Source organism: Alcaligenes sp. NLF5-7 (genome assembly GCF_024266725.1).
Taxonomy (GTDB): Bacteria; Pseudomonadota; Gammaproteobacteria; order Burkholderiales; family Burkholderiaceae_B; genus Alcaligenes; species Alcaligenes phenolicus.
Window position 1 is genome coordinate 2,731,977 of sequence record NZ_CP100755.1, and the last position, 13,922, is coordinate 2,745,898.

Genomic DNA, 13,922 nt, shown 5'->3' on the forward strand with positions numbered 1-13,922 from the left:
AGCCCAAGTTTCAAGGCGTTTTTACGCCATCTTTGATTACCTGATTGCAACTGGAGTCTGCTATGACTGACTTGTTTGAAAATCCAATGGGCCTGATGGGCTTTGAGTTCATCGAATTTGCCGCTCCCCAGCCTGGTGTGATGGAACCTGTCTTCGAGATGATGGGGTTCACCAAAGTGGCGGTACACCGCTCCAAGAAAGTGTCCCTGTATCGCCAGGGTGAGATCAATCTGATCCTGAACGAAGAACCCAAGAGCCACGCTGCTTACTTTGCCGCCGAGCATGGCCCTTCGGCCTGCGGCATGGCGTTCCGGGTGCGTGATGCGCAAAAAGCCTACGAGCGCGCGCTGGAACTGGGTGCCCAACCCGTCGATATTCCTACCGGACCGATGGAACTGCGTCTGCCTGCCATCAAGGGTATTGGTGGTGCCCCTCTGTACCTGATCGACCGTTTTGGTGAAGGCAACTCCATCTACGATATTGACTTCGTTTACCTGGACGGGGTGGATCGTCATCCCGTGGGCGCGGGCCTGAAAGAGATCGATCACCTGACCCATAACGTGTATCGCGGCCGCATGGCTTACTGGGCCCAGTTCTATGAGCACCTGTTCAACTTCCGTGAGATTCGCTATTTCGACATCAAGGGCGAATATACCGGCCTGACGTCCAAGGCCATGACCGCCCCCGATGGCAAAATCCGCATTCCCCTGAACGAGGAATCTGCCAAGGGCTCGGGCCAGATCGAAGAATTCCTGATGCAGTTCAATGGTGAAGGTATTCAGCACGTGGCTTTCCTGACCGACGATCTGATCGCCTCCTGGGACAAGCTCAAGGCCATGGGCATGCGCTTTATGACCGCACCGCCACAAACCTATTACGAGATGCTGGAAGGCCGCCTGCCTGCACACGGTGAACCCACCGCAGAACTGCAAAGCCGTGGCATTTTGCTGGACGGCACATCGGAAGGTGGCCACCGCCGTCTCTTGCTGCAGATTTTCTCTGAAACCTTGATGGGCCCCGTGTTCTTCGAGTTCATTCAGCGCAAGGGCGATGATGGTTTTGGTGAAGGCAACTTCAAGGCCTTGTTTGAATCCATCGAGCGCGATCAGTTGCGCCGTGGTGTCTTGCAGGCCGAGTAACAAGGTTCTGCGCCTGTGCTGGACGCACGGGTGCTGATCTGTCCCCACTGTTTGGCGATGGCAAACAGTGGGGATTTTTTTTGGGCTGAATCTATATATTCAGTCCTGCTTGCCGCGTGGTGGCTGCAGGATTCTGAACAGCTCCAGCATCAGGTCAGATTGGGTAATCATGCCTACCAACTCTTTATGGTCATTGACCACAGGCATGTGACGGTGGCGGCCCTGGCTGAACAAGGGAATCAGCTCTGCCACCGACCAGTTTGCGTTGGCGGTAACGGCAGGCGCAGTCATGATCTCGGCTACTGTGGGGGCTGCACGCTGTCGGGGGCTCAAGAAGCGCTTGAGTCGCTGGCGCAGATTATCCGGCTGATCCAGTCCGGCGCGTTGCAAGAAGTCCGACAGGGCCAGGATACCAATCACGTGCTTGTTCTGATCCAGCACGGGCAAGGCCTTGATCTTGCGCTCGCGCATCATGTCCCAGGCCTGCTGCAAGGGCGTACTGACCAGGCAGGACAGAGGCGCATCATTCATCAGGGTGGAGCAGCGGCGTGTGCCCAGATTGCGTCGGAAGGCAGACTGGTGCACATAGCCGACCAGCTTTTCCAGATCATCGTGGCTGATGTTCAGCGTCTGGTTGTAGTGGCTTAAAGCCGCATCGTAATCCTGGTCCGTAAAGCGGGCTGGTGTGGCGGCCGGACGTGTTGCGGGTTTATGTACCGGCGGATAAGCCACGCCGGTCAGGCGGTTGTACAGCATGCCCAGAAGGATCAGCACGCAGGAGTCAAACAGCACCGGAAACAGGACGAAGTCGTAGTTCTGAATACCATTCAGGGCGGGAAAGACCGCCATTGCCAGACTGGGCGGATGCACGCAGCGCAGGGCCAGCATGATGGGCATGGCAACGCAGACGGCCATCGTAATGGCAGCAATCGGATGAGGGAGCAGCACCGCGCAGGTAATGCCTGTGAGTGCGCCCACCAGATTGCCCAGCAATATGTTCCAGGGCTGTGCCAACGGGCTGCTTGGCACCAGAAAAATCAGCAAGGCGCTGGCAGCCAGGGACGCCACCAACCAATGATGCGTATGTGCAAAATCCGACAGGTACAGGCTAAGAGAGGAAACCAACAACACGCTAAGCGTGGCGCCTAGCGTGGCACGCAGCATTTCAGGGCGTGCAATGGCCAGCGACTTGGGGCGCAGGCTGTCAAACCAGTGACGAAGTAAAGCAGGCATACCCACCAGGGTGAAGAAGAAAGACAGCTTTAAATCATACTGCTAACTCTTCAATTCAGGGCTTAGCCCCTTGCTGGATACCGGGAATGATGGCGGGGCCTTTGCGCTCAGTGGCGATTTGTTGAGGCACGGCATCGACCGTAATCACAATGTGTTCGCGTTGCAGCGAATCCAGCAGCACACCCGGTGCCAGCTCCTGGCCAGGGCGATACGCACGTACCGGCTGTTGATTGATGCTGAGCAGGGCTGCCCCCGACTGGCCGCTTACGATCATGCCATGCAAACGCAACTCGGGCAGCGCGGTGCTGCCTCCAAACCACTGCGCAATTTGCTGCGTGCTGATCTGCTCGCGGTGGTCTTCTTCCAGTACCGGCGCAATGGTCCCATCCGAGGGCAGGAACAGGTTGATCAGCAAATTGATCAGGGCCAGAGCGATACCGGCCTGACACAGACGCAACCAAAGATGTGACGGAAATATGGCGGAAATAATACCCATTTAGACTGCATCGCATAGTGCTTTGGCAGACGGCCGAGATGGCTGTCTTAAGGGCTCTTAGTGTGCGTGTGCTGCATGAAGCCCGTATGACAAGAGCTTGGGTTTTTTTGGGTAGCTTATTTCCTTCATGTCTCGATCTACTTTATCTCGCCGTCCGGCACGCCGTTTGGCCGGCTCTGTTCAGTCCCGCGCTCAACAAGGTTTTTCTCTGATTGAGGTCATGGTGGTGGTGGTCATCATGGGCATTATGGCCGCCCTGGTCGTCCCCAGTCTGATGGACCGTCCCGATCAGGCACGTGCCGTCGCCGCTCGTCAGGACATTGCTGCCCTGACACAGGCCCTGAAGCTGTACCGCCTGGATAACGGCCGTTACCCCAGTACCGCTCAAGGTCTGGCGGCACTGCACCAGCGTCCCACCCAGCCTCCCGAGCCACGCAACTGGCGTCCTTATATGGACCGCCTGCCCAACGACCCTTGGGGCAATCCGTACCAGTATCTGCAACCCGGCGTTCATGGCGAGATTGATGTGTTCTCGCTGGGGGCGGATGGGCAGGCCGGTGGGTCGGGCAGTGATGCCGATATAGGCAATTGGGACTGATGTGGCTCAGCGGGGCTTTTCCTTGATCGAGACCCTGGTGGTCTTGCTGATCGTGGGCATTGTCAGCAGCGCGGGTTTAAGCGTGCTGGTGCTGGACCGGGATCACGGAATACAGCGAGAAGCCCGTCAACTGGCTCTGCGTCTGGCCGAGCTGCAAAGCTATGTGCGTGAAAGCGGGCGTAGCGTCGCCTGGAGTGCGGATCAGCAGGGCTATCGCTTCAGCTTGATCCCGGACGCTACGGATGGTGCCAGCCCCACTCCGGGCTGGCTGCGCGATCAGGCCCGTTTTGCCCAATTGTTTCCCCAACGATCCTGGACTTTGGAATCAGTGCGTGTGCGCCTGGAGCCGGCGGGACCGTGGGTTTTTGTGAATGAATGGTTGTCCGCGCCGCGTCAGCTGGAGCTGGATGATGGTCACGAGGTCCTGCATTTACGCAGCGACCCGACGGGCCGTTTTGATGTGCAGTCATGACAGAGCGTGGCATGAGTTTGATTGAAGTATTGATTGCGCTGGCGATCGTCTCGGTGGCCTTGACCGCCGGATTGCGCGCACTGGGCCTTAGCGCCTCTGGTAGCCAGGCCATGCATGAACGCAGCCTGGCTCTGTTGGCAGCCGATGGTGTGGTGGCCGAGATGCGGCTGCGCCGCCTGTTTCCCGATCCGGGTGAAACCGTTGTGCCTTGTCGTCAGGGGGCCTTGAACTTGCAGTGCAAGCAAACCGTGCAGGCCACGGCCAATCGCTTCTTTCGTCAGGTAACGGTACAAGCTTTCTTGCCCCAAGGCCCCGTGCTGGCCGAGTTGCACGCGACCTTGGCGTCCTTGCCATGACAGACGCGAGCCAGGAAGGCTTCACTTTGGTGGAAATGTTGGTGGCCCTGACCATCATGGCCTTGATCAGCCTGATGTCCTGGCGTGGCCTGGATGCGGTCTTGCACGCGGATGAGCAGCTTGGCCGACAGGCGCGCCAGACCCAGGCCTTGTTCAATGTCTTGTCCCAAATGGGCCGGGATCTGGAGTTGCATCTGCCCACCGCACCAGGTCCCGCGGATCCGACGGGGGCGATGGCGGTATTGCCAGCCAGTATTCGCTGGCAAGCCAAGGGCGAAGGCCCGGCCATCCTGATGATTGAACGTCGCGCCGAAGCCGGAGCGGGAACCCAGCAGATTCAATGGCGTTTGCAGCAAGGCGTGTTGCAACGGGCTATTGCCCAGGCAGGAACGGTTTACCCCTTGCCCGAGTTGGGCCCTTTGCAAGATGTGCTGGAGCAGGTCACCGCCTGGAACTTGCGTATCTGGATTCCGGCGCGTGGCTGGCAAAGCTGGCCGTGGCCCGATCAAGCCGGGGCAGCCGCTACAGGCATAGAACTGACAGTGCAGTTGGAAGGGCAGGAGCACCCGTATCGCAAAGTGGTGATGCTGCTATGAATCGGGCATCTCAACAAGGCATGGCGGTGATCAATGCGCTGGTGGTCGTGATGGCGGTGTCCATTGCCACCATGGGCATCGTCCAGCGTCAAAGTGGGCTGGCAACCCAGTTGGCCAGCGAGCGCGATTACATGCAGGCCAACTGGTTGCTGCGCGGTGCGCTGGATTGGGCTGTGCTGGTCTTGCGTCTGGACTCGCAGCGCTCGGCTGTGACGCACAAAGGTGGACTGTGGGCACAGGCCCTGAGCGAGCTGAAGATAGAGACTCCGGACAAGACCCGTGCGGCTTACTTCTCCGGCTATATCCAGGATGAGCAGGGCAAATTCAATCTGGCTTTATTGCTGCGCGATGGTCGCATTCAGGCCCGCTATGTACAGGCATTGGAACAATTGCTGGGCAATGTGCAGCAGGAACCCTCTTTGGCTTTGGAGCTGGCCCAGCGATTGGAGCGGGCACAGGCCGGGCAAGCGCCTTGGCCCTCTCATTTGCAGGACTTCTTTCCCAATGCAGAGCAACAGGCCAAGCAACTGGAGCCATATCTGAGCTATTTGCCGCAAGCCAAATCCGTGAATGTGAATACCGCCAGTGCCCAGGTGCTGGCGGCAGTGCAGCCTTCCGTTAGCCTGGTGGAATGGCGTGGCCTCTTGGAGCAGCGCGACCGGGGCCAGTGGTTTCGGGACCAGGCCGATGTGCAAGCGCGCTTGCAACGTCAGGAGGCGCTGGAGGGGCAAACGCTGGGCGTGCGCAGTGAATGGTTTTTATTAAGTGGCGAGTTACGACTTGACCATAGCCGGGTAGCGACCCAGGCCCTGATCAACAGGGCCGCGGACCGCAGCCGGATTGTCTGGATTCGTTGAAGTGATGAGCAAAGTGCTGCGTATTTATTTGGACTCTCCGCCAAGGCTGGATCAGCCGGTGGACTTTGTGCTGCGGGACAAGCGCGCCAGGGTATTGCGCCGTGGGCGGGGAGAGGTGCAGGAGTTCAAGGGCCTGGCCCGCTCTTTGGAACTGGTCCTGCCTGCAGGGATGGCGACGGTGACGGAAGCGCGTATTCCCTCGGTCAGCGCCTCGCGGCGGCAGGCTGTGGCGAGTAGTGCGGTCGAGCCTATGTGCTTGAGTCCTATCGAACAGGTGTGGGTGGCCTGTTCGGCACCGGGGCCGTCCGGGATGAGTCAATTGGCCTGGACGGAGCGCCAGCCTTTGCTGGCTTTGGGGGAGCAGGCGCGTCAGTTGGGACTGCCGTTGAGCGGGGTTTATGCCTGGTCCGATGGCCATGAGCAAGACAGGCAGGGCCAGGGCCAAACCTTGACCGTACCCGCCTGCTCCTTGCTGATGCCGGAGATGGCCGCCAGTGGCGGAAACAGCGTGCTACGACAAAGCCTGTGGTGGACTTTGGCCGCCATCTTGAGCTGGACCTTGGTCTTGCAGCAGCAGGCGCAATCGTTGCGATCCCAGATGAAACAGGTACAGACCCAGATGGAGCAGGCGGTTCGGCAAGCCTTGCCACACCTGCCCGTTATCGTCGCGCCCTTGACGCAGGCCAGACAGCATCGTGATGGTTTGCTGACCGAGAAAAGCCCGGCCTCGGCTCCCTTTGATCGTTTATTGATGGCCAGCGCCGTGCAGTGGCCTGCTTTGCAAGGACAGGTGCGGGCATTGAGTTTCAAAGATCAGCAATTGCATTTGACGCTGGCTAGCGAACTGGCCGCGCAGCCTTTGCCGGCTGAATCGGATCTGGAGTGGAAGCAGGGCGAGTCTGCCCGCCAATGGGAAATTGGTTTCAGCAAAGCAGCGCAAGCAGCCAGCCAGCAGGGGGCGCCGCAATGAGCAAATTCACCGCACTCCAGCCTGTATGGCTGACCGTACAAAGCAAGCTCGCCCTGGCAAGACAGTACTGGCAAGCCTTGGGCCGTCGGGATCAATTGGCCTTGTCGGTATTGGGCGCTTTGCTGGTTTTGATGTTTCTGTGGTTGTTGCTCTTACGTCCTGCCATTCGTGATCTGGCCTTGGCAAAACAGGAGCTGCCTCGTCTGCAATACGAGATGGCGCAACTGCAAACCGTGCTGTCGCAAATTCAGGTTCTGGATAAAGAGCTGGTCGCGCCTGTGGATGGACAAGGGCAAGACAAGGCGTTGCAGCGCAGCTTGCAGACCTTGGGTACCCAGTGTCAGACAGAGCAGTCACAGGCCGAGCAACGTGTTCTGGTCTGCCAGGCCGTGGCCGCTCCTGCCTTGATAGATTGGCTGATGCACGCCCCTCGCGTGCTGGGCTTTGCCGTGCAGGAAGTCAGCATGAGTCGCTCTGTGGTCGATAGCCGTGAACGCGCCGGTCTGCTGGATGGCCGCATTGTGCTGCGTGCAGGAGAGCCTTCATGAAAAAGCTGACCAAGATCATGGGGTGGGTTTTGCTGGCGCTGTCTCTGCTGCTGGCCGCCGTGCCCTTTCTGCCTGCCCGCATGATGCTGGCCTGGCAGCCCGAGCAGTTGCCGCTACGGCTGGAAACCGCCCATGGCAGCCTGGCCTCCGGTCAAGGCTTGCTGGTAGTGGGTTCGGGTCTGTTGGCCCGCACCGTTCCTGGTCCTGTCAGCTGGCGTTGGCGTTTGGCACCCTGGCCGCAAATGGAGTTGAGCCATGGCTGGTTGGATCAGCCTGTGCGCCTGCAGGCCAGCCTGCAAGGTTGGCGTATTTCGGGCCAAAGCCTGACCGCTCCCGCCGCGCTGTTAGGACGTTTACATCCTTTGTTGCAGACCGTGCAACCGCAAGGGCAATTGCAGCTGCGCTGGCCCAGTCAGGCTCTGGCCGCTGAAACCGGGCCGTTGCTGGAACTGGATTGGCGTAATGCACGCTCCGCGCTGGCAGCCCAGGCCGAGCTGGGTGATTACCAATTGGCAGTCAGCCGCAAGGGTCAGGGCGTGCAGTTAAGCCTGCGTACCTTGGCGGGGGATTTGACCTTGGCAGGTCAAGGTCAGTGGGGGCCGGATGGTGGGCTGTTTGAAGGACGCGCCCAAGCCAAACAAGCCGACGATCAACGATTCAAAGAGTTACTGGAGGCCTTGGGGCCTCAGCGTCAGGGTGTGACCCAATGGCAAATAGCCACAACGACTAGCAAGCAGGAATAACGATATTTTGACTATGAGTACCTTGACTAAACGACCTCATGGGCTGCGGCCTCGCTTCCTTTTAAGCCTGGGTGCAGCCGTGCTGTTGAGCGCCTGTGCGAGCAATGGTCAGAAGCCTGAACCCGGCCCCGATCCTTCTTCGTTTTTTGCCTCGGTAGGCAAGACGCCTGTTCGTAGCACTCAGGCTGACCCGCGCTTTGCCAATAGCAATACGTCGCCTCCGGCTGTGACGCGTCGGGTCCCGCAGCGTGTCGGGGGCAGTGCTGCTCCGATCGACTTGCCCGATCCGGCCGAGTTCCCGCAAGGCAACGACATCACACTGAATTTTGTGGATGCCGAGCTGGATGGGGTTGTAGCTGCCTTGGCCCGCTTTACCGGCCAGAACTTCATCGTGGACCCTCGCGTAAAAGGACAGCTGACTTTGGTGTCCGAAGTACCGGTCGATGCCCGTACCGCCTACGAGATGCTGTTGTCTGCCCTGCGCATGCAAGGGTTTGCCGTGTTGCGTAGTGGCAAGGTCAGTCGGGTGGTCCCTGAAGCTGAAGCGCGCCAGCAGGGCGGTGCAGTGCGGGCGGCCGGTACCGGGGCCAGTGGCAGCGGCGAGCTGGAAACGAGGGTGTTTACCTTGCGTTATGAAAATGCGACCGCCTTGGTTCCGGTGCTGCGGCCGATGATTTCGCCCAATAATCCCATCAATGCCTACCCGTCCAACAACACGCTGGTGGTGACCGATTACGGTGACAATCTGGACCGTATCGCTCAGGTCATTGCGGGGATCGATACCCCCGCAGGCTTGAACACGGACATTATCCCGATTGACTACGGCGTGGCCCTGGATGTGGCAGCCCTGGCCTCGCAAATGCTCGATACGCCCGGCAACGATGTGGCGCAGCGCATTACGGTGGTGGCCGACCCGCGCAGCAACTCGGTTCTGGTGCGGGCAGGCAGTCCGGCCCGGCTGGATCTGGCCCGTGACCTGATCCGGCGTATTGACAGCCCGGAAAGCAATAAAGGCAATTTGCATGTGGTCTATCTGCGCAATGCTCAGGCGGTGCAGCTGGCTGAAGTGCTGCGGGGGGCCTTGACTGGGCAAGCGCCTTCGGGGAACGCGAGTACCGGGAATCAACAGGCGAACAGCAATAGCCTGGCACCCGCCGCCAACGCCAGCACCACCGGCGGTGCCAAAGCCATGGACACGTCGGCCACCGCCAAGCAGCAGCCTCAGGCCGAGATGGGTTTGAGCGCCGCAAACAATGCTAGCGGCACCGTGGCCTTTAGCGCTGGCGGTGCCACTGTGCAGGCTGATCCATCCACGAATACGCTGATCATTTCGGCCCCTGATCCGGTTTACCGCAGCTTGCGTGAAGTGATCGATCAACTGGATCAACGTCGCGCTCAAGTGCTGGTCGAGAGCCTGATTGTGGAGGTGAATGCGGAGAATGCGGCCGAGTTTGGCATCCAGTGGATGACAGGCGGTGGCAATATTGCCGATGGAGGTTCAGGTTTTGTCGGGGGCGCCAATCTGGGCGGCAGCGGGATTAACAAGGCCGGGGTGACCACGCTGGATTCTTTGGCGGCGGGTTTAAGTCTGGGCGTGGTCAAAGGCACGGTGAACGTGCTGGGCCAGCAGATTGTCAATCTGGGCGTCCTGGCCCGGGCGATGGAGCGCCAGGGCGGCATCAATATTCTGTCCACACCCAACCTGATGACGCTCGATAACGAAGAAGCCAGCATCATGGTGGGCCGTACCGTGCCCTTTGTGACGGGGCAGTACACGACCACGGGTGATGGGGCCAGTAATCCCTTTCAGACCATTCAGCGCGAGGATGTGGGCCTGACCCTGAAAGTGCGTCCGCAGATTTCCGAAGGTGGGACCGTCAAGATGGCTCTGTACCAGGAGGTCAGCAGCCTGGACCCTACTACGTCGGTATCGCCCAGCGCGCCTGTCACGCGTAAACGTGCGCTTAGTACCAATGTTCTGGTCGATGATGGGCAGATTATTGTGCTGGGCGGCTTATTGGAAGACTCGATTGAAGATGGTCAGCAATCGGTTCCCTTGCTGGGCGATATTCCGTTGGTGGGCAACCTCTTCAAATACGAGAAACGCAAGCGTACCAAAACCAATTTGATGGTGTTCCTGCGCCCTCATATTGTGCGTAATGCCCAAGATAGCCAAAGCCTGTCTTTGGACCGCTACAACTACATGCGTGCCGTGCAGACAGGCTTGCCCGATCGCTCCACCTGGTTCCACCCGGATGCGGGACACATGGTGTTGCCACAGGCCGCAGGCTCGTCCGGAGCCGTGGACCTGCGAGAGACGCTATGACCCGCCTGCCGTACTCCTGGGCACGTCAGCACCGTGCGGTGCTGACGCAGCAGCAAGGCGTGGGCACGCTGGTCATTAGCGAGCGTACACCGGATTGGGCCTTGGTGGAATTGCGGCGACGCTATCCCGAGCTGGACGAGCGGCAAGTTCCGGATGCGGAGCTGGATACCCTGATTGATGCCAGTTACGCACAGGGCGACGATGCCGCCAGCGTGGTGGATGCGGCTGCCAATGAGGTGGACCTGGATCGCCTGATGCAGGAACTGCCCGCTGTCACTGACTTGCTGGAAAATCAGGACGATGCGCCGGTCATCCGCATGATCAACGCCTTGTTCACCCAGGCGGTGCGGGATGGTGCCAGTGATATACACCTGGAGCCTTATGAAACCCATTCGGTCGTGCGTTACCGGGTGGATGGCCGTTTGCGCGATATCGTCAGCCCGCGTCGAGCCTTGCATGGTGCTTTGGTGTCCCGCATCAAGATTATGGCCAGCCTGGATATTGCCGAAAAACGCTTGCCCCAAGATGGCCGTATTGCCCTGAAAGTGGGGGGCAGGGCCTTGGATCTGCGTGTCTCGATTCTGCCTACCGGACATGGCGAACGTGCCGTGATGCGTTTGCTGGACAAGTCAGCCGGGCAACTGGAGCTGGAGCGTCTGGGCATGGCCCCGGACATCCTGGCTCAGCTCGATGAGCTGATTCATCAACCACACGGCATTGTGCTGGTTACCGGGCCTACCGGCAGCGGTAAAACCACCACCTTGTATGCCGCTCTGGGCCGTGTCGATACAGCCCGCAGCAATGTGCTGACGGTGGAAGATCCGATTGAATATGACTTGCCAGGCGTGGGCCAGACGCAGGTCAATCCCCGTATTGAGTTGAGCTTTGCACGTGCCTTGCGTGCCATATTGCGACAGGACCCGGACATCATCATGATCGGGGAAATTCGGGATCTGGAAACCGCGCAGATTGCGGTGCAGGCTTCTTTGACAGGTCACCTGGTGCTGGCCACCTTGCACACCAACGATGCCGTGTCCGCCGCGACTCGCTTGGTCGATATGGGTGTGGAGCCTTTTTTGCTGGCGTCTACCTTGCGTGGCGTGCTGGCCCAGCGGCTGATACGCAAGCTGTGCCGACATTGTCGTCAGCCTGCCGAGCACGGGCAGTATCGGGCCAGTCCTGCTGGTTGCGAGCATTGCGCTCACACGGGTTATCAAGGCCGTACCGGGATTCACGAGCTGTATCGCATCGATGAACGTGCCCAGCACTTGTTGAATGCTGCCGGAGCCGAACCTGCCTTGCGTCAGGCCGCGCGTGAATCGGGCATGCGTAGTTTGCGCGAGGATGCCCAGCGTTGGGTAGAGCAGGGCATCAGTACCCCTGAAGAAGTATTGCGCGTCACGCGCGAGTTATAAGGGGGCGAAAGAGCATGGGTACTTATCATTATGAGGCGGTGGACCAGGCCGGACGCAGCGAGCGGGGTGTGCTGGAGGCCGAGAGCGAACGGCTGGCGCGTCAGCAATTACTGTCCCGGGGTCTGCTGACAGTTTCCCTGAAGGCGGGCCGTAGCCGAGCCGCTGCCCGTGCTCGCAGTGCGGGCCTGCGTCGTACCGAGTTATCCTGGCTGACCCGACAGTTAGCCAGTCTGGTGGCGGCGGGCTTGTCTCTGGAGGCCAGCCTGGGCGTGGTGATTGAGCAGGCGACTCGTCGGCCTTTGGTGCAATTGCTGGCAGCCCTGCGTGCGGATATTCGGGCAGGACAAAGCTTGAGTGAAGCCTTGGCGAATCACCCGCGCGACTTCCCTGAGATCTACCGAGCATTGGTGCGGGCAGGGGAGCAGTCTGGCGAGCTGGAACAAGTGCTGGACCGTCTGGCGAGTTTCATTGAGGACAGTGGAGCCTTGCGCGGCAAGGTGCTGACGGCTTTTATCTACCCAGCCATCGTCAGCCTGATTTCCGTGGCGATGGTGGTGTTCTTGCTGAGCTACGTCGTCCCGCAAGTGGTAGGGGCCTTCACCCAAGCCAAACAGCAACTGCCCATGCTGACTCGGGTCATGATCAGCGCCAGTGATCTGCTGCGTGAATGGGGCCTGGTGTTATTTGTTGTGCTCTTGCTGGCGGCTGGCCTGGTGGCTTTTTTGCTGCGACAGCCGGCCTTGAAGCTGGCCTTTCATCGGCGTCTGTTAAGCGTGCCTGTTCTGGGAGGCTACTTGCTGGGCGTGGATACCGCTCGCTTCGCTGCCACGTTAGCTATTCTGGCTGGCAGCAATGTGGCCTTGCTAACGGCATTGGAAGCGGCCGGGCGTACTGTGTCCAATCTGGCCTTGCGCGGTGCCGTGAATCAGGCCGCCATCCATGTGCGTGAGGGTCTGCCTTTGGCGACCGCCTTGCAGCGTAGTGCCTTGTTCCCGCCGCTGTTAGTCCAACTGATTGCCAGCGGTGAAAAAACCGGTGAGCTGGCGCCCATGCTGGATCGGGCTGCGACGACCTTATCAACCGAGCTGGAGCGCAAAGCCCTGACCATGACCGCCTTGCTGGAACCTTTGATGATTTTGCTGATGGGCGGTTTGGTGCTGTTGATTGTTCTGGCAGTGATGCTGCCAATTATCGAGATGAATCAGCTGGTGCAGTAAAAGGCGGTAGGGTGCTTGCCCTGTTCCTCTACAGATCATTGCCGCCACCTAGTTGTCTGGCGGCAATGCTGACTAATACTTAAGTCACTTGCGTTGAGCCGGCTATGTCGAGGCCGTGGCCTTGATGCGGCGGATTGTCCTGGGATGCACGTCATATTTTTTGGCAACGATGTCCAGCGGAACTTGATTGGTCAGCGCAATAAGTGCTTCTTTGTGTTGGGCGGGTGATAAGGCAGGGCGTCTGCCTAGTGGCCTGCCATTGGCACGCGCTGCTGCCATTCCTGCGCGAGTGCGTTCGCTAATCAGCGAGCGCTCAAACTCAGCCAGGGCGGCCATCATATGAAACAGCAATCTACCACCCGATGTTGTCGTGTCTATATTTTCCGTCAAGGAAATGAAATGGATATTCTCTTTGCCTAAACGATCGATCGTGTCGACCAAATAGCGTAGTGATCGGCCCAGCCTATCCAGACGCCAGACAATAAGCGTGTCACCCGATTTCAGTTTTCGCTGCAGATGATTCAATCCTGGACGTGTTGCTTTAGCCCCTGATATCCCTCTATCCGTATAGATATGATCACAATTCACCTTTTGTAAAGCCGCGATCTGTAGGTCCAGGTTTTGATCCTGTGTTGAAACGCGTGCATATCCATATTTCTTACTCATAGTACCCATCTTCCTAGCGCAAAGCGCAGCCTCCCCCCTCCCACTCGACCACATCTCAGTGCAATCGATGTTAGTAAACCCAAGATGGTCCAGTGGAATGTTGGCCACGCGATGTCAAGTTTTACTAACCGCATGCAAACCTGCTGCCACGTAAACGGCGATTGAGGTAGCTCGTACTGCAATAAAAACTATTACGTAATTTTTTATTAACGCTGTGTTTCAGATGCAGATACTGATTAAGTGTTAGCGGCGGCCACATGTGTGTCAACACGAAGCAGGTCTGACCGATG

The 13,922-nt window shown here is 58.9% G+C and carries 15 protein-coding genes; 12 read left to right on the forward strand and 3 right to left on the reverse strand.

What is annotated here, in order from left to right; translation table 11 throughout:
- Nucleotides 1-62: 62 nt before the first annotated feature.
- Nucleotides 63-1,139 (forward strand): 4-hydroxyphenylpyruvate dioxygenase, encoded by a 1,077-nt coding sequence (gene hppD / locus MID00_RS12580; protein WP_026484753.1) that lies wholly within the window; start codon nucleotides 63-65, stop codon nucleotides 1,137-1,139.
- Nucleotides 1,140-1,238: 99 nt separating this feature from the next.
- Here the strand turns inward: hppD and MID00_RS12585 are convergent, their stop codons facing one another.
- The gene (locus MID00_RS12585) at nucleotides 1,239-2,372 is read right to left on the reverse strand and encodes an HPP family protein (RefSeq protein WP_254498903.1); all 1,134 of its coding nucleotides are present in this window, start codon (nucleotides 2,370-2,372) and stop codon (nucleotides 1,239-1,241) included.
- Nucleotides 2,373-2,427: 55 nt separating this feature from the next.
- A complete protein-coding gene (locus MID00_RS12590; protein WP_009460079.1) occupies nucleotides 2,428-2,868 on the reverse strand; it encodes a hypothetical protein in 441 nt (146 codons plus the stop codon).
- Nucleotides 2,869-3,088: 220 nt separating this feature from the next.
- Here MID00_RS12590 and gspG point away from each other — a divergent pair, with 220 nt between their 5' ends.
- Genes gspG through gspF form a run of 11 tightly spaced genes read left to right on the forward strand, consistent with a single transcriptional unit; the run spans nucleotide 3,089 to nucleotide 12,966 of the window.
- The gene (gene gspG, locus MID00_RS12595; protein WP_230940677.1) at nucleotides 3,089-3,466 is read left to right on the forward strand and encodes a type II secretion system major pseudopilin GspG; all 378 of its coding nucleotides are present in this window, start codon (nucleotides 3,089-3,091) and stop codon (nucleotides 3,464-3,466) included.
- Between the two features lie 22 nt (nucleotides 3,467-3,488).
- Nucleotides 3,489-3,938 (forward strand): type II secretion system protein GspH, encoded by a 450-nt coding sequence (locus tag MID00_RS12600; protein WP_232466899.1) that lies wholly within the window; start codon nucleotides 3,489-3,491, stop codon nucleotides 3,936-3,938.
- Nucleotides 3,939-3,949: 11 nt separating this feature from the next.
- Complete coding sequence (gene gspI / locus MID00_RS12605; protein ID WP_254498904.1) at nucleotides 3,950-4,294, forward strand: type II secretion system minor pseudopilin GspI; 345 nt, start codon at nucleotides 3,950-3,952, stop codon at nucleotides 4,292-4,294.
- Nucleotides 4,291-4,890, forward strand: a complete 600-nt coding sequence (locus MID00_RS12610; protein ID WP_035271938.1) for a type II secretion system protein J — start codon at nucleotides 4,291-4,293, stop codon at nucleotides 4,888-4,890. The genes gspI and MID00_RS12610 overlap by 4 nt, the downstream gene beginning before the upstream one ends.
- Entirely contained in the window at nucleotides 4,887-5,747 is an 861-nt protein-coding gene (gene gspK, locus MID00_RS12615; RefSeq protein WP_254498905.1) for a type II secretion system minor pseudopilin GspK, read from the forward strand. Before MID00_RS12610 ends, gspK begins: the two co-directional genes overlap by 4 nt.
- Nucleotides 5,748-5,751: 4 nt before the next feature.
- Entirely contained in the window at nucleotides 5,752-6,717 is a 966-nt protein-coding gene (locus MID00_RS12620) for a GspL/Epsl periplasmic domain-containing protein (RefSeq protein WP_009460072.1), read from the forward strand.
- Entirely contained in the window at nucleotides 6,714-7,265 is a 552-nt protein-coding gene (gspM, locus tag MID00_RS12625) for a type II secretion system protein GspM (protein ID WP_021446949.1), read from the forward strand. Before MID00_RS12620 ends, gspM begins: the two co-directional genes overlap by 4 nt.
- On the forward strand, nucleotides 7,262-8,008 hold the full coding sequence (gene gspN / locus MID00_RS12630) for a type II secretion system protein N (protein ID WP_009460064.1): 747 nt from the start codon (nucleotides 7,262-7,264) through the stop codon (nucleotides 8,006-8,008). The genes gspM and gspN overlap by 4 nt, the downstream gene beginning before the upstream one ends.
- A 13-nt stretch (nucleotides 8,009-8,021) precedes the next feature.
- Nucleotides 8,022-10,334 carry a type II secretion system secretin GspD gene (gspD, locus tag MID00_RS12635; protein ID WP_254498906.1) on the forward strand — a complete coding sequence of 771 codons (2,313 nt, stop codon included), beginning with the start codon at nucleotides 8,022-8,024 and terminating at the stop codon, nucleotides 10,332-10,334.
- Complete coding sequence (gspE, locus tag MID00_RS12640) at nucleotides 10,331-11,749, forward strand: type II secretion system ATPase GspE (protein ID WP_009459386.1); 1,419 nt, start codon at nucleotides 10,331-10,333, stop codon at nucleotides 11,747-11,749. The genes gspD and gspE overlap by 4 nt, the downstream gene beginning before the upstream one ends.
- A gap of 14 nt (nucleotides 11,750-11,763) precedes the next feature.
- Complete coding sequence (gene gspF, locus MID00_RS12645) at nucleotides 11,764-12,966, forward strand: type II secretion system inner membrane protein GspF (RefSeq protein WP_021446947.1); 1,203 nt, start codon at nucleotides 11,764-11,766, stop codon at nucleotides 12,964-12,966.
- A 102-nt stretch (nucleotides 12,967-13,068) separates the two neighbouring features.
- Here gspF and MID00_RS12650 read toward each other — a convergent pair whose 3' ends face one another.
- Nucleotides 13,069-13,632 carry a recombinase family protein gene (locus tag MID00_RS12650; protein WP_128831655.1) on the reverse strand — a complete coding sequence of 188 codons (564 nt, stop codon included), beginning with the start codon at nucleotides 13,630-13,632 and terminating at the stop codon, nucleotides 13,069-13,071.
- Nucleotides 13,633-13,922 lie beyond the last annotated feature (290 nt).